20 protein-coding genes and 1 pseudogene are annotated in these 22,285 nt (G+C 48.1%); 6 read left to right on the top strand and 15 right to left on the bottom strand.

Going from position 1 to position 22,285, the window contains the following annotated elements; genetic code table 11:
• Positions 1-102 precede the first annotated feature (102 nt).
• Positions 103-1,539: an anion permease gene (locus MHI30_RS03955; RefSeq protein WP_075755041.1), complete on the bottom strand. Its 1,437-nt coding sequence runs from the start codon at positions 1,537-1,539 to the stop codon at positions 103-105.
• 312 nt (positions 1,540-1,851) lie between these two features.
• Positions 1,852-2,199, bottom strand: a complete 348-nt coding sequence (locus MHI30_RS03950) for a general stress protein (RefSeq protein WP_020450524.1) — start codon at positions 2,197-2,199, stop codon at positions 1,852-1,854.
• A gap of 195 nt (positions 2,200-2,394) precedes the next feature.
• Between MHI30_RS03950 and MHI30_RS03945 the strand changes: the two genes are divergently transcribed.
• Together MHI30_RS03945 and MHI30_RS03940 are read left to right on the top strand one after the other, a co-directional pair.
• A complete protein-coding gene (locus MHI30_RS03945; RefSeq protein ID WP_065644553.1) occupies positions 2,395-2,778 on the top strand; it encodes a DUF3212 family protein in 384 nt (127 codons plus the stop codon).
• Positions 2,779-2,828: 50 nt separating this feature from the next.
• On the top strand, positions 2,829-3,857 hold the full coding sequence (locus MHI30_RS03940) for an NADP-dependent oxidoreductase (RefSeq protein WP_142238643.1): 1,029 nt from the start codon (positions 2,829-2,831) through the stop codon (positions 3,855-3,857).
• A 43-nt stretch (positions 3,858-3,900) separates the two neighbouring features.
• Here MHI30_RS03940 and MHI30_RS03935 read toward each other — a convergent pair whose 3' ends face one another.
• On the bottom strand, positions 3,901-5,031 hold the full coding sequence (locus MHI30_RS03935) for a DEAD/DEAH box helicase (protein WP_075755037.1): 1,131 nt from the start codon (positions 5,029-5,031) through the stop codon (positions 3,901-3,903).
• 137 nt (positions 5,032-5,168) lie between these two features.
• On the opposite strand from MHI30_RS03935, the gene MHI30_RS03930 reads away from it, so the two are divergent.
• Positions 5,169-6,725 (top strand): ABC-F family ATP-binding cassette domain-containing protein, encoded by a 1,557-nt coding sequence (locus tag MHI30_RS03930; protein WP_020450520.1) that lies wholly within the window; start codon positions 5,169-5,171, stop codon positions 6,723-6,725.
• 221 nt (positions 6,726-6,946) lie between these two features.
• Here MHI30_RS03930 and MHI30_RS03925 read toward each other — a convergent pair whose 3' ends face one another.
• Together MHI30_RS03925 and MHI30_RS03920 are read right to left on the bottom strand one after the other, a co-directional pair.
• Positions 6,947-8,131, bottom strand: coding sequence for an MFS transporter (locus tag MHI30_RS03925; protein ID WP_020450519.1), 1,185 nt, complete (start codon positions 8,129-8,131; stop codon positions 6,947-6,949).
• Positions 8,132-8,202: 71 nt separating this feature from the next.
• The gene (locus tag MHI30_RS03920; RefSeq protein ID WP_003179703.1) at positions 8,203-8,625 is read right to left on the bottom strand and encodes a MerR family transcriptional regulator; all 423 of its coding nucleotides are present in this window, start codon (positions 8,623-8,625) and stop codon (positions 8,203-8,205) included.
• 164 nt (positions 8,626-8,789) lie between these two features.
• On the opposite strand from MHI30_RS03920, the gene MHI30_RS03915 reads away from it, so the two are divergent.
• On the top strand, positions 8,790-9,620 hold the full coding sequence (locus MHI30_RS03915; protein ID WP_075755035.1) for an ion transporter: 831 nt from the start codon (positions 8,790-8,792) through the stop codon (positions 9,618-9,620).
• A gap of 39 nt (positions 9,621-9,659) precedes the next feature.
• Here the strand turns inward: MHI30_RS03915 and MHI30_RS03910 are convergent, their stop codons facing one another.
• The 9 genes from MHI30_RS03910 to MHI30_RS03870 all read right to left on the bottom strand — a co-directional run bounded on the left by MHI30_RS03910 (position 9,660) and on the right by MHI30_RS03870 (position 20,050).
• Positions 9,660-10,856 carry a cytochrome P450 gene (locus MHI30_RS03910; protein WP_075755033.1) on the bottom strand — a complete coding sequence of 399 codons (1,197 nt, stop codon included), beginning with the start codon at positions 10,854-10,856 and terminating at the stop codon, positions 9,660-9,662.
• A 17-nt stretch (positions 10,857-10,873) separates the two neighbouring features.
• Positions 10,874-11,866, bottom strand: a complete 993-nt coding sequence (gene bioB / locus MHI30_RS03905; RefSeq protein ID WP_075755031.1) for a biotin synthase BioB — start codon at positions 11,864-11,866, stop codon at positions 10,874-10,876.
• Positions 11,863-12,570: a dethiobiotin synthase gene (gene bioD / locus MHI30_RS03900; RefSeq protein ID WP_075755029.1), complete on the bottom strand. Its 708-nt coding sequence runs from the start codon at positions 12,568-12,570 to the stop codon at positions 11,863-11,865. Before bioD ends, bioB begins: the two co-directional genes overlap by 4 nt.
• A complete protein-coding gene (bioF, locus tag MHI30_RS03895; RefSeq protein WP_075755027.1) occupies positions 12,567-13,718 on the bottom strand; it encodes an 8-amino-7-oxononanoate synthase in 1,152 nt (383 codons plus the stop codon). The genes bioD and bioF overlap by 4 nt, the downstream gene beginning before the upstream one ends.
• Positions 13,708-15,054: an adenosylmethionine--8-amino-7-oxononanoate transaminase gene (gene bioA, locus MHI30_RS03890; RefSeq protein ID WP_075755025.1), complete on the bottom strand. Its 1,347-nt coding sequence runs from the start codon at positions 15,052-15,054 to the stop codon at positions 13,708-13,710. The genes bioF and bioA overlap by 11 nt, the downstream gene beginning before the upstream one ends.
• On the bottom strand, positions 15,051-15,821 hold the full coding sequence (gene bioW / locus MHI30_RS03885) for a 6-carboxyhexanoate--CoA ligase (RefSeq protein WP_142238642.1): 771 nt from the start codon (positions 15,819-15,821) through the stop codon (positions 15,051-15,053). Before bioW ends, bioA begins: the two co-directional genes overlap by 4 nt.
• 181 nt (positions 15,822-16,002) lie before the next feature.
• Positions 16,003-17,205, bottom strand: a complete 1,203-nt coding sequence (locus MHI30_RS03880; RefSeq protein ID WP_075755023.1) for a GTP-binding protein — start codon at positions 17,203-17,205, stop codon at positions 16,003-16,005.
• 65 nt (positions 17,206-17,270) lie between these two features.
• Positions 17,271-18,944: a nucleoside recognition domain-containing protein gene (locus MHI30_RS03875; RefSeq protein WP_075755021.1), complete on the bottom strand. Its 1,674-nt coding sequence runs from the start codon at positions 18,942-18,944 to the stop codon at positions 17,271-17,273.
• Positions 18,938-20,050: an NAD(P)/FAD-dependent oxidoreductase gene (locus MHI30_RS03870; protein WP_075755019.1), complete on the bottom strand. Its 1,113-nt coding sequence runs from the start codon at positions 20,048-20,050 to the stop codon at positions 18,938-18,940. Before MHI30_RS03870 ends, MHI30_RS03875 begins: the two co-directional genes overlap by 7 nt.
• A gap of 132 nt (positions 20,051-20,182) precedes the next feature.
• On the opposite strand from MHI30_RS03870, the gene folE2 reads away from it, so the two are divergent.
• Positions 20,183-21,085: a GTP cyclohydrolase FolE2 gene (gene folE2, locus MHI30_RS03865; RefSeq protein ID WP_075755017.1), complete on the top strand. Its 903-nt coding sequence runs from the start codon at positions 20,183-20,185 to the stop codon at positions 21,083-21,085.
• A 135-nt stretch (positions 21,086-21,220) separates the two neighbouring features.
• Positions 21,221-21,497: pseudogene (locus tag MHI30_RS03860) on the top strand (helix-turn-helix transcriptional regulator).
• A gap of 29 nt (positions 21,498-21,526) precedes the next feature.
• Here the strand turns inward: MHI30_RS03860 and MHI30_RS03855 are convergent.
• Positions 21,527-22,192, bottom strand: a complete 666-nt coding sequence (locus MHI30_RS03855; RefSeq protein WP_075755015.1) for a DJ-1/PfpI family protein — start codon at positions 22,190-22,192, stop codon at positions 21,527-21,529.
• Positions 22,193-22,285 lie beyond the last annotated feature (93 nt).

Genomic DNA, 22,285 nt, shown 5'->3' with positions numbered 1-22,285 from the left:
GCTTTTAATTTATTACGACTTTTAACCGCAAGTGTGGAATTTCAAATCAACAGCATCGAAATGGACATAAAAGAAAGGACAGGATCTCTCCTGCCCTTCATTTTACCATATACCCAAAAATTTCCACCACAATCCTCCGACAACAAGCCATGTCACAATATGAACAATCGACAGGATAAAGCCGATTGACCACCATTTGCTTTGCGGAATATAGCCTGCCCCGAAAAAGACGGGAGCCGCTCCAGCTCCGTAATGTGTCGTCGAAGCAAAAAGGTTGCTGAAAAAAGCAAGGCTTAATGCTGCGAGGAGCGGCGGAGCGCCTGCAGCGATAATCACGGCGAGAAAGGCCGAATACATCGCGCTGATATGAGCGGTTGCACTCGCAAAGAAATAATGCGAATAATAGTAAACCGCAATTAAAATGAGAAATGCGCTGACCCAGGAGAATCCTGAAACATACGATTTCATCGCATCGCTGAACCAGCCGACCATGCCGAGTTCATTCAAGAAGCTCGCCAGCATGACGAGCGCGGCAAACCATGTCAGCGTATCCCATGCGCCTTGCTCTTTCTTAATATCGTCCCACGTCAGAACCTGTGTCAAAAGCAGGACGGCTAAACCGATCAATGCCGTTGTCGTTGCGTCAATTTTCAGGTTTCCGCCGAAAATCCATAAAAAAAGGACGAGCAAAAAGACCGCGACCATCGAGAGTTCCGATTTTTTGAACGGGCCCATTTCTTTCAGCTTCTCTGTTGCGATTTTCGCCGCATCAGGTGTTTCTTTCACCTCAGGCGGATACAGTTTATAAATGACAAGCGGGGTGATGATCAAGCTGACAAGTCCCGGGACGATGGCCGCCACAGCCCAGCTTGTCCAGGTCAGATTCACACCTGCCACATCATGGGCAAGTTTGGCAATCAGCGGATTTGCCGCCATAGCCGTTAAGAACATCGCTGAAGTGATCAAGTTCCCCTGAAAGCCCACCTTCAGCAAGAAAGCGCCAATGCGCCGTTCCGTGCCGTCCTTGGGCGTTGACTGAAAAGTTTCGGATAACGAACGAATAATCGGAAAAATAATTCCCCCGGCCCGTGCGGTATTACTCGGGATCGCCGGCGACAAAATCAAATCGCTGACAAGAAGTGAATACGAGAGTCCGAGTGTTTTTTTGCCGAACATCCGCACAAATAAATAGGCGATTCGCGCACCTAAACCGGTTTTAATGAATCCCCGTGAAATAAAAAAGGCAATGACGATCAGCCAAATCGTCTTGTTTCCAAAACCGCTGAGCGTTTCTTCAATCGACAGCGTTCCGGTCAGCGCCGTAACCGCCAATGCGAATACGGCGATTGCCCCCATCGGCAGCGGTTTTGATATAAAGCCGATAATCGTTGCCACAAAGATTGCAAATAAGTGCCATGCTTTCGGGTCCAATCCGGCGGGCGACGGAATAAACCAAATCACCGCTCCGACTAAAATCGTGACCGCAAGAGGAATGATGTTCAATGCCGATTTTTGTTCTGCATCTTTTTCTTTAGCCAAAACCTTTTCCTCCTATTCATATCGTTTTCGTTTATTATTCTACTCCTTTCCTGCTATCATTCAAATTTTATTTTATTAAAAAAACTGCCGACCTTGTCGGCAGTCTCAGATTTTTGACAAAATCCCAAAACGACTTCTAGTTTTGGGATTTTGTCATCCCTTCAGCGTGATTGAAAACCTTTGCAGTCTAGGAAGGCCGAGCATCGGAGCGGAGCGAATGTTGGAATTCGTGAGCACCGACGCGCAGGCCTGACAACGAATGCGAGGGTTTCTCGACACGCTGAAACTGCCGACCTTGTCGGCAGTCTCAATTTATACCCAGGATTTCACTCTTTCATGATCCGTGACAAAGAGGAGGACTTTTCCTTCATCAAGCTGCTTCTCGAATTGTTCTGCTTCCTGTTTTGAAAAGCCGATCTCATGAATTTTATTGCGAAGTTCGTCCCCTTTTTTGTTGAAGATATTGCCCACGGCATTTTTAAGGCCTGTCTCTTCGGCTCCGATCGTATTGGCATCCGCGTTGTCTGCGAGTCTTTCAGTACGGTCGTCATCATGTGACAGAACGTAAATATCTTCTCTTGCAACTCCGATTTCCCTGAGTTCCTCAACATCCTTCATCAGTTTTTCATCATTAGTATATTGTCTTACTACTGGTTTCATATGAATCTCCTCCCTTTTTTCATGTTGTATTTAACACTTACCCTTTGTTTGCGCGGCTAAACGGATGAATGCTCTGTCATGACATTTTCATTTCAATGTTACAATTGTTATAAATTTTCAGACAAAACGTTTGAAAGGATTGCCAATTCAGGTACATTACAAATAGACAAGGCTTTGAGATGGGGTGATTGAAGCGTGTATTATTTTTCACCGGAACAGCAATATAACGCATGGATCATTAGCGATTTGGTCAAGCAGATTTTTTCAAGGGAAGGTCATCAAGAAGTTGATACTCATCGATTTGAATCTTTTGCCGCCAGACGATTCGGCATTAATATCGATTACGTCTTTTCAATCATCATGAACATCGGCGATCCGGAAGAAAGGAGAACGGCAAGCAGCACCGAAGACCTCCTCTCTTCATATCTCTTGTCATTGCTTCCTTTTATCACAAAAGACATGTTTCAATTTTCGAGAGAAAATGCCAATCAATATCTTTTAAATGAAAGAAATGCTGATGTTTTTCATCTTTTTCTGCCCGATGCTGTGCTGAAAAAAACCTTTCATGCAACCCGCTGATCTTTTGCTAAACCTCTTTTTTACGTGGTAAGTTATAAGTAAAAGGAGGAATCATTATGTCGCAAAAACAAATTGAACTCGCAAGACGTCCGCAGGGCATACCTGTTATGGACGATTTTCGCATAAAAGAAACGGAAATTCCGGAAGCAAAAAACGGTGAAGTGCTTGTAAAAACGCTTTATGTCTCAGTGGACCCTTATATGAGGGGAAGAATGCAGGACACGAAATCCTATGTCGAGCCATTTCCGCTTGATAAAGTAATCACCGGAGGCGTGATCGGCGAAGTGATATCTGCAAAAGGAGACAAGCTCAAAAAAGGGGACATTGTTTTGGGCCGCTTGGGCTGGCAGGAGTATTCAGCGGTTCGCGAAGACAATCTGCAGAAAATCGATCCGTCCCTCGCGCCTGTTACCGCTTTTCTTGGGATTCTCGGCATGACCGGTTTGACGGCTTATTTTGGACTTTTGGACATCGGACAGCCAAAAGCCGGTGAAACGGTTGTTGTCTCCGGTGCCGCCGGAGCAGTCGGCTCCGCCGTCGGACAAATTGCCAAAATCAAAGGGGCGAGAGTCGTCGGTATTGCAGGCTCTGACGAAAAAACGGCATACTTAAAAGAAAAGCTCGGTTTTGATGAAGCAATCAATTATAAAACAACGGAAAATATGGCCTCAGCGCTTGAACAAGCTTGTCCGGACGGTGTCGATGTTTACTTTGACAACGTCGGAGGCACGATTTCAGATGCTGTCTTCCCCCTGCTCAATAAGTTTGCACGAATTCCGGTTTGCGGGGCGATTTCTTCTTATAACGTCAAAAGCGCAGAAGATGATATGGGGCCGCGTGTACAAACGGCCTTAATTAAAACAAGCGCCCTGATGAAAGGATTTGTTGTCAACGATTACAGGGACCTCTTTCCTGAAGGAACCAAACAGCTCGCCGAATGGGTCAAAAGCGGGCAGCTTCAATATGAGGAAACGATAACAGAAGGTTTCGAGCGGATACCTGAGGCATTTTTAGGCTTGTTTGAAGGAAAAAACCTCGGCAAACAGCTGATCAAAGTCGCCGATTCCGACAATGCCTGAGCATTCATATAAAAAAGAGGCCTGCCGGCAGCAGGCCTCTTTTTTATCTTTCAATAATCCGTCCTCTTTCATACACGATCCGCTGAAGCGGGATTTCAAGCTTCTTCGCCAGCTTTTTCAGCCTTTCCTCTTCAATGCGGTTGACAAGGCTGATCACGGTTCCTTCATTCCCCGCTCTTCCCGTCCTTCCCGACCGGTGGATATAGCCTTCAATGTTTGGCAAATCGGCGTGGATGACATAAGGGAGATCTTCGATGTCGATTCCGCGCGCTGCGATATCGGTCGCGAGAAGCAGCGTGAATTCGCCTGCTTCAAATGCCTGCAATATTTTGGCGCGCTCGATTTTTTTCGCCTCGCTGTGAAGAACGCCGATGTCGACATGATGAAATTTGAGCTTTTCGGCATACACGTTTAAGTTGCCGATGTCTTTGACAAAGACGAGCGCCTGCATGCCCGGAAGCCGCGAGAATTTTTGCAGGATCTTCACCTTATCCCGCTGGTCGCATACGAGAAATTGGTGTTTGATTTTTGCAGATTCTTCTTTCGACCTCTTGATCCTGAGAACTTCCGCTTCTGTCGTCATGCTGCGGAGCTCGCGTTCGGCGTCGTCTTTTAAAGTCGCCGAAAAACAGAGGAGCTGCCTGTCGCGGAGCGTCGATTTGATGATGCTTTGTATCGTCCCGTGATGCTCCGGTGTAAGCAGATGATCGGTTTCGTCAAGGACGATCGTTTTCACTTCATGCATTTTCAGTTTTTTCATTTTAATCAGCTCAAATACGCGTCCAGGTGTGCCCGCAATGATGTGCGGGTGTTTTTTCAGCTTTTCCTGCTGCTTTTTAACATTGGCGCCGCCGATCAGGGAAGCGGCTCTGATATCCGATCCTTTTTTCCATTCGACGATCACATCAAAAATCTGCATGACAAGCTCGCGGGACGGAGCCAAAATCACAGCTTGCACGTTCTTTTGATCCGCCTCCAGCTTTTCCAGAATCGGCAGGACATAAGCGAGCGTTTTGCCCGTTCCAGTCGGCGACTCGGCGATCACGTCACGCCCGTCCAAAATCAGATCGACTGCATTTTTTTGGACACTCGTCGGCTCTTGAAAGCCCGATGCCTTCCAGTTTTCTTGAATAAACGGTTTTGCTTTATTTAAAAATGGCCATCTTTCTGTCATGTTTTTCTCCTTTTATCAGGTTGATTCTGCTCCTAGTATCTCAAAACAAAAGCGGCTGCGCAATTTTTCTTTTATTGTTCCCTCTGAGTTCGATATAATCTTATAGAATACAGATTATATTTTTTGAGGTGCAAAACATGAGTTTACTTACAGTCACAAAGCTGAGCCACGGTTTTGGCGACCGGGCGATCTTTCATGATATATCCTTTCGCTTGCTGAAAGGCGAACATGTCGGTCTCATCGGAGCAAACGGCGAGGGAAAATCGACCTTCATGAATATCATTACAGGCAAACTTGAGCCTGACGAAGGAAAAGTGGAATGGTCCAAAAAGGTCCGGGTCGGCTATCTTGACCAGCATACATCACTTGAGCGCGGACAAACAATCCGCGACGTGCTCAGAAACGCTTTCCATTATTTATTTGCGATGGAAGAAGAAATGAATGCCATCTACACAAAAATGGGCGAGGCTGACCCCGATGAGCTTGAAAAGCTTCTCGAAGAAGTCGGAACGATCCAGGACGCCCTGACCAACAACGACTTTTACGCGATTGACGCAAAAGTTGAAGAAATCGCCCGCGGCCTCGGGCTTAACGATCTCGGCCTTGACAGGGATGTCGCGGATTTGAGCGGCGGCCAGCGGACAAAGGTGCTGCTTGCTAAACTGCTCTTGGAAAAGCCCGACATCCTGCTGCTCGATGAGCCGACAAACTATCTGGATGAACAGCATATCGAATGGCTGAAACGCTATTTGCAGGAGTACGAGAACGCCTTTATTTTGATTTCTCACGACATTCCGTTTTTAAACAGCGTCATTAATTTGATCTACCATGTGGAAAACCAGGAGCTGACCCGCTATGTCGGCGACTACAACCAATTCCGCGAAGTATACGAAGTGAAAAAACAGCAGCTTGAAGCAGCCTACAAGAAACAGCAGCAGGAGATTTCGGAGCTGAAAGATTTCGTCGCCCGCAACAAAGCGCGCGTCAGCACAAGAAATATGGCGATGTCCCGGCAAAAAAAGCTCGATAAAATGGATATGATCGAGCTCCCTTCGGAAAAACCGAAGCCTGAATTTCATTTTAAACAAGCAAGAACATCCGGAAAGCTGATTTTTGAAACGAAAGAGCTCGTCATCGGCTATGATGAGCCGCTGTCCCGTCCGCTGAACTTGAGAATGGAGCGGGGCCAAAAGATCGCTCTGTACGGAGCCAACGGCATCGGAAAAACGACATTGCTGAAAAGCCTTCTGGGTGAAATTTCACCACTGTCGGGAGAAGTCGAACGCGGCGAACACCTTCATATCGGCTATTTCGAGCAGGAAGTCAAAGAGACCAACAACAACACATGCATAGAAGAAGTGTGGAACGACTTTCCGTCCTTTACACAGTACGAAATCCGCGCGGCTCTGGCGAAGTGCGGACTGACGACAAAGCATATCGAAAGCAGGGTATCCGTATTAAGCGGCGGGGAAAAAGCAAAAGTCAGACTATGCAAGCTTATCAATTCGGAAACGAACCTGCTTGTACTCGATGAACCGACAAACCACCTTGATGTTGAAGCAAAAGAAGAATTAAAAAGAGCTTTGAAAGAATACAAAGGCTCCGTCCTGCTCATCTCTCACGAACCTGAATTCTATATGGACATCGCGACAGAAACATGGAATTGCGAGTCATGGACAACGAAAGTTTTATAAACAAAAAAAGCTTGTTTCCTTTTAGGGAAACAAGCTTTCAGATTGTTGACAAAATCCCTAAACGGCTTTTTGTTTTGGGATTTTGTCATCCTTTCTGCGTGATTGAAAACCTTTGCAGTCTAGGAAGGCCGAGCATCGGAGCGGAGCGAATGTTGGAATTCGTGAGCACCGACGCGCAGGCCTGACAACGAATGCGAGGGTTTCTCGACACGCTGTTTTCATTAATGACCGGCTTTGATGCCTGCCAAATAACGGCGGCCTCCAGTCAAAACAGCCATGCCGGCAAGCACGGCAATGCATCCTGCAAAATAGGGAGTATGCGCAGTAAAATGATCGGCTAACACACCGGCGATCCAAGGCGCAATGGCCCCGCCGATGAACCGGATGGAGCTGTAGGCAGATGAAGCGACAGACCGTTCGACAGGCGCAGCTTCCATCACCGCTGTTGTCAAAATCGTATTGATCATGCCCAGAATCCCTCCGGCTATGATGATCGCCCCGATGACGAGCGCCATGTGCTCCGTCCAAATTCCAATCGCGAGCAAATCAGCTGCAAACAGCATAAACAGAAAGATCAGCGAGCGGACGGTTCCAAAGATCCGCTGTACGGCCGGAGCGATGAAAACGGAAGTGATCGCAAGAAACAGCCCCCAGCCGAAAAAGACGTAGCCGAGGCCCCGTTCATTTAAGTCAAGAACAAACGGCGAATATGCAAGCAGGGTGAAGAAACCGAAGTTATATAAGAATGCGGCGCCTGAAAGCGTCAATAGCCCTTTATAACGAAGCGCTTTGATCGGCGCGCTGACGGAAATTTTCTTCCGCGGCTTTTGGACAGGCGGCAAAAGAAAAAAGATGGCCAAAAGAGCGGCCGCCATTAAAACCGATACGCCGAAAAACGGCGCTCTCCACGATATTGTGCCAAGCTCTCCACCGGCAAGCGGTCCAACCGAAATGCCCAATCCCAAAGCAGCCTCATACAAAATAATGGCTTTTGCGCTTCCGCCAGATGCCACGCTGACAATGACGGCAAGCGCAGTTGAGATAAACATGGCATTTCCGAGTCCCCAGCCGCCGCGAAAGCCGACGAGCTGAGAAATGGAATGCGAAAGCCCGCCCAAGCCTGCAAAAACGATGATCAGGATCAAGCCGCTGATTAACGTCAGCTTTGCCCCAATCCGGCTCGATACGGCGCCTGATAAAAGCATGGCGAAACCTGTGACTAGCAGATAGCTTGTAAATAAAAGCGAAACCTGGCTGGGGGAAGCATGCAGCTGCCGCGCAATCGCCGGCAGAATCGGATCGACAAGCCCGATCCCCATAAACGAGATCACGCAAGCAAAGGCCACGGCCCAGACCGCTTTTGGCTGTTTAAACATACTTGAGTTCTCAGGTGGTTGTTCATTCATGATCTATCAAACCTTTCTTTGCAAATAAAGAAACGCTATAAAAATAGCGTTTAAAATAGCGTTTTTCTTGTTTAATCAATTGATTGAAGCGCATTCTCGGCTTTTGCCTGCATACCCTCCAAGCGCTTCTTGAATGATTGAAATTTTTCAATCTTTTCATCAATCATTCTCATCTGTTCATTCAGCATCCTCTGAATGTCTTCAAGCTTTTCTTTTCGTTCCCGTTTGTCCAGCGATAAAAGATATCCTTCTTTATTCATCTCCAAGTGCTTGCCCGTTTCCATGAACTGCTGGAGCTCCTGCAGCGAGAATCCCAGCACTTCCTTCGCGCTGATCACTCTTTCAAGCTCTTCAAGATCGTCTTCAGAGTAAAGACGGACACCGCCTTCCGTCCGCTTCGGTGAAGAAAGCAGACCGATTTCTTCGTAAAAGCGGATCGTTCTTTTCGTCAGGCCGCTTCGCTTGGCCATTTGATCAATCTTCATCCACTCCACGTTCATATCCCCCCGAGATTTTTCTTCTTTTCTATTATACTACCATTATACTTTTACGTAAACGTTAAGTTTTTTGATGCAAAAAAAAGAACTGACTTGACATCATCCTGCTGCTGTAACGTATCATAGAAATGGACAACAAAACAGGAGGACAAATAATTAGAGTGAACACTCATCAAAATCGATTTTCAGTTCAAAGCAAAGTTTCGGCATTGATTGAAAGCCGGCTGTTTCAGTCATTCATCACGACGGTCATTGTGTTGAATGCAATCTCGATCGGTTTGGAAACTTACGCTTTCTTTAAACCTTATCAAAAAGTATTTTTTATTGTGGATTGCTTGTTTTTAACGATATTTGTAATCGAACTATCTCTTAAACTATTCGTTCAAAAACAGCACTTTTTTAAAAACAACTGGAACGTTTTTGATTTTGTAATCGTCGCCGGCAGTTTGATTCTTTACAACACGAATTTTGTCAGCGTTCTCCGTATCTTCCGGGTGCTGCGGGTGTTGCGGACGATCACTTCCGTTCCCTCATTAAGACGGATCGTCAATGCGCTGTTTATGGCGATTCCGACTATCAGCAGCGTCATTATCCTAATGAGCATCATTTTTTACGTGTACGCCGTCATCGGTACGATGTTCTTTTCTGCCATCGCACCGGAATACTTCGGCAACCTGCAGCTCAGCCTTCTGACACTGTTCCAAACCTTCACGCTCGAATCGTGGGCAAGCGGCATATTCAGGCCGATTTTTGCCGAGAGCGGCTGGTCATGGCTCTATTTCGTTTCATTTATCGTCATTGCGACTTTCATTATGATCAACTTGATCGTCGGGGAAATCGTGAATAATGCACAAAAAATTTCTCAGGAAATAGAAGATGAGACGGGCGAGCTGAAAGAGGATACAAAAGAAATCAAAGAACTGCGCGCGGAGGTTAAAGAATTAAAAGCGCTTCTGAAAACCTATATCACGCAAAATGAAAAGAAAGATTAAAAGGGGCCGGCATCTGTATGCCAGCCCCCTTTTTCGTCTTTAATTGAGGATAACAGGCAGCTCGGCCAGCGATCTAAAGCCGATTAACCTGCGAAATGGAACGTCTGTTGAAGCAAGCTTCAACTTAGGCAGCCGCTCCAACAGTGCGGGAATGGCAATTTGCGCTTCGAGCCGCGCCAATGCCGAACCTAAACATACGTGTGCACCGGCTCCAAAGGCAAGGTGCGGGTTCGGTTTTCTCGTGATGTCAAATACATGCGGGTTTTGAAATATCTTCGGATCGCGATTGGCGGCGCCTAAAAGGATGTATACGTGGTCTCCTTTTTTGATCACTTTCCCGTTGATTTCGCAGGCCTTTGACGCGGTGCGCGCTGTCAGCTGTGTCGGACTTTCATAGCGCAGGCATTCTTCAACAGCTGACTCAATCAGCAGCGGACTTTCTTTCAGCGCGCTGAGCTGGCCGGGATGGTTGATGAGCAAAAACAATCCGTTCGTCAAAAGGTTGACCGTCGTCTCGTGCCCGGCAATCACAAGCAGAATGCACGTCGCAAGCACTTCATCTTCGGCGAGCTGCTCATGACCGGCGAATGTGCTGATCATGTCTTGAGAAGGATGAGCTTTTCGCTTTTCAATCAAATCTTTAAAATACGCCGTCAGCTTGGCAACGGTATCCCCGCCTTTTGCCAGCACCTTTCGTGTGCGGGTCAAATCGATCGTTTGAATGAGATCCGCCGTCCATTGCCTGAATTGATATCTCTCCTCTGCGGGGACGCCGAGCATGTCGGCAATGATAAAGCTTGCCAAAGGAAAGGCGAATTCGGATACCATGTCCGCCGTCTTCTTGTTTTCAAGCTGATCGAGCAATTCATGGACGATTTCTTCTATAACAGGGCGGAAAGATGCCGTCTTCTGCGGCATGAATTCTTTGCCGACAATCGTCCGCATCCGCTTATGGCCGGACTCATTTTGAAACAGCATCATATTCCGCTGCAATTCGTGAAGTTGTTCATATTTTGTAGAGGCTTCAGGGAGAGGAACGCGGTTTTTAAATGCCGCGTCCCTCAAAATCGCCGCCGCTTCCTCATATCCGGTGACATACCATCCCGGATGCTTTAAAACGGTTCCTTTATATACAGGATGAACGGACCGCAGTTTATCGTAAAACAAATATGGATCTCTCCAAAAATCCGAATCCGATTTCAGACGCGGCCCTGCCTCGTGCAGTTCTGTCGTCATGTTATATCTCCCCCGTGTTACCGCTGTAAACTGGCTTCCACCGATTCGACTTCAAATCCTAAATCATGGAGCATCTTATGGTCCTCTGTTTCATTCTGCCCTGCCGTTGTTAAATAGTCTCCGACGAAGATCGAATTGGCGGCATACAGCCCCAGCGGCTGCAAGGAGCGGAGGTTGACTTCGCGCCCCCCTGAAATACGGATTTCCTTTGTCGGGTTGATAAAGCGGAACAAAGCCAAAACCTTTAAACAATAAAGCGGATTTAATTCATTGACCCCTTCCAGCGGAGTTCCGTCGATCGCATGTAAAAAATTAACCGGAATTGAGTCTGCATCAAGCGCCTTTAAGCTGTTCGCCATATCGACGACATCCTGCTTCGTCTCTTTCATCCCGACAATGACGCCCGAGCATGGGGACATTCCGGATTTTTTGGCTGTTTCCACAGTGTTTACCCTGTCATCATACGTGTGGGACGTTGTAATGTTTGAATGGTTGCTTTTTGATGTATTGATGTTGTGATTGTACCGGTCCACTCCGGCTTCCTTCAGCCGCTCGGCCTGTTCGGGCTTTAGCAGTCCGAGGCATGCACAGACTTTTAAGCCGTACGTTTCTTTAATTTCTTTAACGGCGCCGACCACTTGATCGACATCTCTGTTGGACGGGCCTCTGCCGCTCGCCACGATGCAATACGTTCCGATATTTAAATCGTGCGCACGCTTTGCACCTTCAAGCAGGGTCGTTTTGTCGACCATCCTGTAGCTGTCGATCGGCGCTTTTGATATTGAAGACTGCGAGCAGTAGCCGCAGTTTTCCGGACAAAGTCCGGATTTTGCATTCATGATCATATTGAGCTTCACTTTTTTTCCGTAGTAGCGTTTTCTGATATGAAATGCAGCATGCAGAAGCAGGAGAACGTCGTCATCCGGACATTCCAAGATGGAAAGCGCCTCTTTTTCAGTTACTTCTCCGCCATCCAGCACCCGTTCTGCAAGTTCCATCCATTGATTCATGTTTCTGCCCCCATTTGCATTTGATTCATAATCAAGGAAACATCGACATGCTCCTTAATCATGTGGTGAATTTGTGTTGGTGAAGCGTCTTCAAGCTTCGGTGTAACGCCGAGGAGCGGCACACCGCAAAATCTTTCAATCATGTCCGGATTCGTCTGTTCGTCAAGTCCGGGCCGGCTGCTGATGCCGTTGATCACGATTCCGATCACGCGTATCCCCATTTGTTTTGCGTATTGGACGGTTAAATACGTATGGTTGATCGTTCCGAGATTGGGGCGCGCCACAATGACAGCCGGCAAATCGAGCGCTTTGATCAAGTCGCTGACGAAATAATCCTCTCCGAGCGGCACCGCAATCCCGCCTGCCCCTTCGACGATGAAGCAATCGTGCCGATCCTTTATCTTTTTCCAATGGTTCACGGCATCTTCCAGCCCGACGGTCCTCCCTTCGAGCTTCGCAGCTGTGTAAGGTGCAAGCGGCTCTTTAAACACAAAAGGCGTGATCTCCTCATCAGTAAGAGACGTTTCAGAGCTGTTCTTCAAAAGTGCTGTATCACTCTGCGGATCGCTGCTGAGCTCGCCGCTCAAAAACGGCTTAAACACGCCGACATCAACTTGCTGCTCTTTCAACAAAGCGGCTAGGCCGCAAGCGATAAACGTCTTCCCGACTCCCGTATCTGTTCCCGTTACAAAAAAACCCTTCATTTCAGCAAGTTCAACTCTCTTCCCACTAATTTAACCCCCTCTAATAGTTCTTCAATATCTCTTAACCTGCGGTCTGCGGTGACGGTCAGCCTGATCCGGCTCTCTCCTTCCGCAACAGTCGGCGGGCGGATGGCCGGGGCATCAATCCCTTTCTCCTTGAGGCCGTTTGCAAATCGAACGGCTTTTAGAGGGTCTCCGATCATAACGGGTATGATCGGCGTATCTTCTCCTTTGACCGTAAACCCGATATCCTCGAGACCCCGTTTGATCGTGGTCACCGATGATTGCAAAAGCCGGCGTTTATCCCGGCTATCTTCGATGATGTCAAAAGCTTTGCATGCCGCCGCACAGCTTGCGGGCGGGACAGCCGTTTGAAAGATAAACGTTCTCGCATGATTCAGCAAAAAATCGATCAATGCTTTAGAGCCCGCGACGAAGCCGCCTTCCGCGCCTACAGCTTTACTTAACGTGCCGATCACAACATCTGGGGAGACGCCGAAATACTCGCTCGTTCCCCTGCCGGCTTCTCCCAAAACCCCTGTTGCGTGGGCATCATCAACGATGACAAAGGCCCGGTACCGCTTGGCAAGGAGCATGATTTCGTCAAGCGGTGCAATTGTACCGTCCATGCTGAACACGCCGTCTGTCACAATAAAGCGGCGTGCACGGCTCTGTGCGGCACGGAGTTTTTCTTCAAGATCATTCATATCCGTGTGGCGGTAAACAACCGGATCAGCTTTTGAAAGGCGGCAGCCGTCGATGATGCTCGCATGGTTCAATTGATCGCTTAATATGACGTCTCCTTTTTCAGGCAAAGACGAAAGCACGCCGATATTGGCCAAATATCCGCTTGAAAACAAGAGAGCGGCTTCTGTCTGCTTAAAACCGGCGATTTTCCGCTCAAGCTTTTCATGCCATTTGGTATTGCCGGACGTCAGCCTTGATCCTGTGCTTCCGGCTCCAAAGCGGCGGAGCGCCGTTTCTGCGGCGTGAATCAGCCGTTTGTCGTTCGCCAGGCTCAAATAATCGTTTGACGCCCAATTCGTACGTTTTGCTTCCGCGTCAGCTTGAGGCGGTTTAAGCGAGCGGTAAAGCTCGGCTGCCTTCGTCTTTGCGAGCCGGCTGCTGAGCCATTCGTCAATGTGCACAGCCTGTAACCTCTTGAATCGCTTCTTTCATAATGGACACCATAGCACGCAGGTCATCGGCAGTGCTGGCGAGCGGAGGAAGAAATGCGATAACATCCCCGAGCGGCCTCGTCAGCATGCCAAGCTCTCTCATTTTCAAAGACACCCGGTATCCGATTCGCTCTTCAGGCGGATAAGGCTGCCTCGTTTCTTTCGACTGAACGAGCTCGATCCCGCTCATTAAACCGAGCTGGCGGATGTCGCCGACATGAGGGAGCGCTGCCAGATCATGAAAAAGCGATTCCAGTATTTTCGACTTTTCGGCAATTTGAGCGACGATTTTTTCCGATTCGAACAGGCGCAAATTTTCCAGCGCAACAGCGCAACCAAGCTGGTTCCCCGTGTAAGAATGGCCGTGGAAAAACGTTTTCAGTTTGTCATAGTCATCATAAAATGCCTGATAAATTTCCTCTGTCGCAAACGTTACGGCGATCGGCAAATAGCCTCCGGTAATGGCCTTTCCTGCCGCCATCAAGTCCGGCTGAACACGTTCATGCTCACAGGCAAACATTTTCCCGGTTCGTCCGAATCCTGTCGCCACTTCATCGACAATCATTAAAACGTCATACTTCGTGCAAAGCTCCCGGACGCCTGCCAAATATCCTTCAGGCATCACGATCATCCCCGATGCCCCTTGGACCATCGATTCGACCGACAGCGCGGCGATCTCACCGTGCCGCTCGCTCAGGAGCCGTTCGAGTTCTGCGAGGCATTCATCGCGGCACTCTTCCGGGTTGCCGCTTTTCGAGCGGTATACGTAAGGAACATTTACCTTAAAGCTTTCAAACATAAGCGGCCCGTATACATGGTGGAAGAGCTCGATCGCACCGACGCTGACAGCGCCGATCGTATCGCCGTGATAGCCGTTTTTCATCGAAATAAATTTTTGTTTCTCCGGCTTGCCGATGTTTTTCCAATATTGAAAGGCCATTTTCAGCGCGATTTCCATTGCTGCAGCGCCGCTGTCCGAATAAAAAACACGCGTCAGCTTTTCCGGCGTGATCTTGATTAACACCTCGGCAAGCTCTGTCGCCGGAACATTTGTCATCCCCAGCAATGTCGAATGAGCGATTTTGCCGAGCTGTTTTTTGATGGCTTCATCCAGTTCCTTCTTGCGATGGCCATGGACGTTGAGCCATACGGAAGAAAATCCGTCATAGTACTCTCTGCCGTCGATATCTTTCAGCTTGATGCCCTCTCCGCTTTCGATGATCAGCGGGTTTTCGTCATAGTCTTTCATTTGTGTAAAAGGTAGCCAAAGATATTTTTTGCTTTTTTCAACGAATGATTGATTCATGTTTTACCTCCCGACCGAATGAATACAGGCTGTTTTTCCAAACCGTCTATACAGCTCTTGATATCTGCTAATCCATCAACAAAAAAAATCCGGCAGCCGCTCTCGTCTCCATGCTCTTTCATCTTTGTTATCCGCTGATAACCTAACTTTTTAGCGGCAACATAGCCCGTTATGTAATCAGGGTCATCCGACCAGCATAATTCGGCGACGACAGCCGGGTGCTCACATACCTTAGAAGCGATAGCAAGCGCCTCTTTCAACCGCGGATTTGGCGGCATTCCGCACGAAGCCGCCCACCTTTGAAAATCGGCTTCCGGCCAATCGAGCCGTGAGACGCGCACTCCTTTTTGTTTTCTTCCGTCAATCCTCCGGCCTGAATGAATGTCAACCAAAACGGCGCCCCTTACGTCCGAGTATTCGGCAATGCCTTGAAACGCTTTGTCTACCGCGTTTTTCGGTACGCCGGCGCGGCTGATCAGCTCACGGGCAAGCGCTTGTCCTTCTTCCGCTGATTTTGTTTCATTCGTTTCAATGCGCAGAGGCTGAACAAACTTTATCGGTTCGTTTACAAGATCGAAGCGAATTTGCATAAAGTCCGGCTTGCCCCGCGAATGAGACAATGCTTTTTCCAATAAATCGCTGACGGCATCCTTTAAACCGATAAAAGGCGCAAGCCGCTCTCCTCCGGATATGTGTTTCCCCCCCTCTTCATGGGGACCATTCTCGGAGGCTCTCATTCTCACACTGTAATACGCTTCCCCTTTCATGCTTTCATCCCCCCTCTAAACACCGCACTTATATGTTAACCTATAAATAATTTAAGTTAACATTACAATAAAATATTAGTATTCCTTTCCTGATATGTCAACATGGTGTACAAATCACCGGGTTTGTTTGAAATAAAAAAAGACAAAAGAGATATCTCTTTTGTCTTAATGTGGAATTCATTTATCTAGCTCTTTCAATCTGCCAATCGAACGGGTCAGATAATAGCGACCAGTCGTCCGCCATCTCCGAATCTGTCAAAAGGCAGCGATCCGCTTCGGCGGTAATTTCTGACGGGGACAGATCCAATCCGATAAAGACGAGCTTTGTGTGGCGGTCTCCGAATTCTTCATTCCATTCTTTTAATAGCTCAGGGTTCTGTGTGAGGATTTGTTCCTGTTCCGGCTTGGACAGCGCGGCCACCCAATAAGAGATCGGTTCCAGCGACACGGAAGGTCCCGCCTGCGACATCAAAAGGGCAAGGCTGTTGCGCGTCGCACACCAGGCGATTCCTTTCGCCCTGACGACGTTTTCCGGCAGCGAATGAATCCAGTTATAAAACCGCTCGGTATGAAAAGGACGGCGCGCTTCGTATACAAACGAAGATATTCCGTATTCTTCAGTCTCAGGCGTATGCTGGTGGTGTCCTTCGTTTAATTCCCTGATCCAGCCTGCTGAACCGCTTGCTTCGTCAAAATTGAAGAGACCGGTGTTTAAGATGACCTTCGGATCGACTTCTCCTTTGACCGCTCTGATGATGTTTGCTTTAGGCTGCAACGTTTTCAGCACTTTCTCAAGCTTTTTCAGATCTTCCTCAGAGACAAGGTCGCATTTATTCAAAATCAGAACATCGCAAAACTCGATTTGATCGATGAGCAGATCGGCGATGTCGCGTTCATCCTCTTCACCGACAGCCTCTTTCCGGTCCAGCAGGCTGTCCCCCGACTGAAAATCGTGCCAAAAGCGATTAGCATCGACAACCGTGACCATTGTGTCTAGGCGGCAGAATCGGGTCAAATCTATGCCCAATTCTTCGTCGATGTAAGAGAACGTCTGAGCGACCGGGATCGGTTCGCTGATACCGGTCGATTCGATCACGATATAATCAATATTTCCTTGCTTCGCCAGTTTTTCGACTTCAACCAGCAAATCCTCTCTGAGTGTGCAGCAAATGCAGCCGTTTGACATTTCGACCAGCTTTTCATCCGTCCTCGACAGGCCGCCGCCTTGCTTGACAAGCCCGGCGTCAATGTTGACTTCGCTCATGTCATTAACGATAACGGCGACTTTCAGCCCTTGGCGGTTTTGCAATATGTGATTAAGCAGCGTCGTTTTACCCGCCCCCAAGTATCCGCTTAATACTGTTACAGGAATCTTTTTACTCATTTTTTCATTCTCCTTCCTCTTATCAAATCGTAATTATTACGATTTATATTTTATTTCATCACAATTCATTTAAAAATGCAAAGCGTCAGCTTCCAGATGATCATGATGATCAAAACCGAAACGACTGAAGTGGCCATCTGTTTTCCCATAATGCCTGCCGCCGTTTTCATCCCCAGTTCCTTGGCAATTGTCCAAACCGTCACCATGCATGGAGTAAAAGTCGATGCCAAGTAAATGAGCAGAAAGAGCGTTGCCCCCGGCAGCACATCAAGAAGCGCCCCATTCCCTTCATTAAACAAGAGAATGCCGTCTTTCCTGATCAGAGAAAAAACTAGGCCCGGCGCCGCATCCTCCGGAGCGCCGAACAGGCTTAAAACAGGCGAGACAAGCAATGTCACAAGACGGATGACACCGAGTTCATTCAATACTGTCGCCGCCAGGCAAATGATGAGAAAGATCGGCATCGCCTGAAAGATAAATTGCTGAAGCACTTCTTTTACTCGAAAGACAATCCCTTTCCAGGACGGCATCTGTAAAAACGTTTGCCGGCGCTCGAAGTAAGCGGCCCATTTCTGATCGATGCGATACCATATCCGGTTATGAGTGGCTGCTGCGGCAACAAGAACAGCGAGGTAAGGGATAAACAGCCACTCCCTTCCCGCAGCATGAAAAATCGACAGCGTCGCACCGATTTGGTAGCTGCACGCTGATCCGAAAGAAATAAATGATACACAACGCTTTCTCGTACACATGCTGCACGACCGCGTCTGCTGAACGGCAACGACATTGCAGCCAAATCCGGTCAAAAGCGGAACTAAATCACGGCCATTCAGACCGATCTTCCGCATCAGCGGGTCCAGTGAATCGACGATCCGGTCCTTTAAACCCGAATCATCTGCTGCCGCATTTGCTATAGACATAAACAAAACGACAGGAAACGCCCAAACAAACGAGTAAATACCGAGGGATAACAGGCCATAATTCCCCGCCAATGCCGCGCTCAGCCATGACGGCAAGCCGCCGACCGCATTTTGGAGCGGTTCAACCGCCCATTCGTCCGCGTATTGCTGCATCCACTCTGATGTATGATAAGCCAATACGATCGGCGCCATAAATAACAAACATAAAAGTGCAGTGCTCACAACAGGCCCAACTACGGGACGATGAAACACAAACTGCTGAACAGCCACACTTTCAAGTTCAATCTGTTTCATCCGCCTCCGTTTCAGCAGATGAAATTCAGCCTCTTTTCTTAAAAAAGCGATGATCCGCTCTTTTTTATCGTCTGTCACGGTTCTCGTATCAACCAGCAGGATCGGGAGACTGTGCTTGGCGACCTGCTCAGAAAGCGTCCGGCGCATGGTGTCCGTCATTTTATCCTGAAACGTAACGATAAAGCAGACGCGCCTGGCATCCGGCGGAATCAGGTCCAAGACCGCGTTCAGCTCTTCTGAAAAATGGGTGCCGCGCAAGACGGCAATCACCTCATCGGCCTTTTCGATCTCTTTTTTCAGCGCTCTTTTCGACACGCTGTCATCCTCGCGAATGCCCGGTGTATCAATGGCTTGCCAGCCCGGAAGGCTTTTGACCTCCCGTTCAGCCGCAAATATCGTCGATCCTTTCACATTGGCTGCTTCCCCTGCTCTATGATCAGTGATCGCGGAAAAAAGCGTTGTTTTTCCGACTGATTCGAGTCCGATGAAGAGCATGCGCTGCCGCCGCGTTGGCTCTTTCAGCATTCACACTGCACCTCACAGCAGCTCAAATCCGTGAGAAACATTTGATTTTCCCTGTATTCTGTCAGCACCTTTTCATCGATCGAAAACTTTCGTTTTTTCAGCAAACGCTCAGCGATGACGGCGAATCGCTGTCTGAATTTATAAATGAAACAAAAGACGGCGTTTTGGTGCTGAACGCTCGGCCCGATTAAATAAAGACCGTCCGTCACGGTCGACATATCTTCATTCGTTAAAAGCGGCTTGCCGTTCTCTCCCCATTCAAACAAATGCTCGATTTGTTTTGTCCCGGAATGAAAGCCTGTCGCGATAACCGGCCGTGTTTCCGAGCGGATTTTCCTCCCGTCACACAAATATAAATCATAGGCTGGTCCGTTTGCCGCCAGTTTTTCTACAACGGCTTTTTCCAAAAACTGAACCTGCCCTTTTTCATACGCATCTTCAAGACGCTCCCATGTATAAGGTGAAAGCGACCGGCTTGGATCGGCTTCAGCGTTTTCGCTGAGCGAATTCGGCATCACAACCGTCACATCGCTGCCATAGAACGCCAGCTGAACCGCCGCATCCATTGCGCTTTCATAGCCGCCTACCACGTAATAATGAGCTTTTTCAAATTGGCTCCATCTGGCGACCTTGCTGTTGTGGATGCCAATCTCCGCACCGTGAAACGAATATTTCGGAAATTGGAATTCACCGGCTCCCCAAATAACGTCTTTGGCCTTCATCATGCCTTTATTAGTTTCAACTGAAAAACCGCCGTCGTCTTTATGAACGCTGCGAACCGATGTGCCTTCTTGAATTGGAAGCTGAAAATGATCGGCCAAAAGCGACAAATAATTTCCATACTCCCGCCCGCTCAAGTGCTCGCGGTGAAAAGTAAAGGCAGGGGATGTTCCTGGAGCAACAGCATTTAAATCCAAAGCTCCGAATCCCTGCCCGGTAAAGGACGGTGTTATCAGTTTCATTTCTTCAGGCCAGCTTCGGAATGAAGCTCCTGCACGGTCTTTTTCCAAAATCGTAAACGATTGAAAACCGAGTTTTTTCAGAACGATCCCCATTCCAATACCTGCGGGTCCCGCTCCAACAATGACGATTTCGCTATGCTGCATAACAACCACTCCCTAAACGAAATCATTTCGATTTAAATTGCATGCTTTAGACATGACCACTTGATTTTATCACAGCATTGCCTCAAAATAAATAGTAACTATTTCGATTTACCACAGAAAGGGGTCTCATCAATGGAACGCAAACTGCATTTGCCCGCAAAACCCGAACGCCACCGCCGCTTCGGATCTGTCGAAGCCGTGAAAGGAATAAAACCGACTGATAAAGAACAGATGAAGGATATTCAAAATACACCGAACGACTATTTTTTTGACATTGACCATGTCGGTGTCTCAAACGTTTCGCATCCGATTTTGATTGCTTCCTCGCTCAAGCCGTTTACACAAACGACGATCGGCGCTTTTTCCTTTACGACGAGCCTTGCGCGCGACCGCAAAGGAATCAATATGAGCCGCCTGACAGAACAGCTGCAGCGCTATCACGAAGCAAACTGGACGATTGATGTCCATACACTGAAAGATTTTGCAAAGGATTTAGCCGACAATATGGAACAGCAAAGCGCATCCGTCTCTGTCAGTTTTCCATGGTATTTCGAGCGCCTTAGCCCGGAAACCAAACTGTCAGGATTGATGCACGCCGATATCCATATGACAGTCTCTTATCATGAAAACAAAGGCTTTTCACAAACCGTCGGCATCACGGCCCATGTGACGACGCTCTGCCCGTGTTCAAAAGAAATCAGCGAATACAGCGCCCATAACCAGCGCGGCATAATCAAGATCACCGCACATATCAATGAGCAGGCGGAGATGCCGGACGATTTCAAAACCGAGCTTCTTGCCGCAGCGGAAACGAACGCAAGCGCAAAGCTCCATCCCCTCTTAAAAAGGCCCGACGAAAAAAGAGTGACTGAACAGGCTTATGAAAATCCAAGATTTGTAGAAGACGTCATCCGCTTAACGGCTGCCGACTTATACGAAATGAACTGGATCTCCGCCTTTGAGATCGAATGCCGGAACGAAGAATCGATTCACATGCATGATGCGGTGGCGCGGCTGTCGTTTTCCAAAATATAAATCAAAAAGAGCTGCCGGTTTTTCCGGCAGACTCGATCCTTATGCAGTTTTTGATTGATTCAGCGCCCGGCTGTTTTTAAACAGGAGCATTGAAGAAATGTATAATACCGATGCAAACAGACAAACCGCCCTGACATCAGTTTATCCGCTGTTCTTTACGCCCTCAGTGATCAAATCAGACTTCAAATCATAAAAAATCTTGCAGAAGCCGGCGAACAATCGTGCAGCGCTGTTAACGTTCCCATTCCAAAATCAACCCTGTCTCATCACTTTAAAGTCCTTAGGGAATCGGGAGTCATTCATACAAGAATAGAAAGAACACAACGGTTTATTTAGGCTTCGCCTAGAGGACTTGGACAGCCGTTTTCCGGGGTTGCTTCAAATCGTTTTACAGGCAGACGAACCGTTGTAAACTGCCGGGTTCTCCCCGGCAGCTTCGACTTATTTCTCTTTCCGCACGTATTCAATATCATCCTGATACTGGCTGTACCCCTCTTGATATTCCATAACACGCGCTGTTTCTTCTATGAAGCTTTCATCATAGCCCGCTCTTCTCAATAAGTGAAAGCCCATTTCCATGCCTGAAGCAATTCCCCCGGCGGTGATGATCCGTCCGCTGTCGACGATTCTCGCCCGGCTGACGCGGCAGGTCGGCGCGATGTCCGCCAAGCGGTCGATCGGTACTTGCCCCATCTCTGACGCCTCAAGCCGATCCGGCTCTTTCCGGCTTGTGGCGGAAAGCCCGTCTAAGAGCCCCATGCGCCCGTAAATCCATGAACCTGTACATACGCTCACCAAAAGCGTCGACTCAGGCAGAGAGCGGATAAACTGATGCAGCCGTTTGTTGTTGGTCTCCTGTCGTGTACCGAAACCGCCCGGAATTAAGAAAGCATCCATATCTGGCTGGTCATTGAAGCTGTAATTCGGATGAACGGTAAGCCCGGCTTGCGTCTGAACCGGTTTCATCGCATCCGCCACAAGAAAGGCGTCCAGTTCAGGATCGAGCCTCCTCGCCACTGAAAACACTCCGTATGGGGCGGCATAGTCGATGATTTCAGCATCCTTGAAAATGTACACGCCAAGTCTGAATCCTCTCGTTCTTTTCATTGTTTTCCTCCTCAATTTTTCTTTTATTCTTGCAAAACCTACGATATCATGGGGAGAGACATTTTACTTATGAATGATTACGATAGAAATCAT

The sequence above is a fragment of the Bacillus sp. FSL L8-0528 genome, from assembly GCF_038593085.1.
GTDB lineage: Bacteria > Bacillota > Bacilli > Bacillales > Bacillaceae > Bacillus > Bacillus paralicheniformis.
Note: the sequence above shows the minus strand (reverse complement) of the source record. Positions and strands in the feature narration are given on the sequence as shown.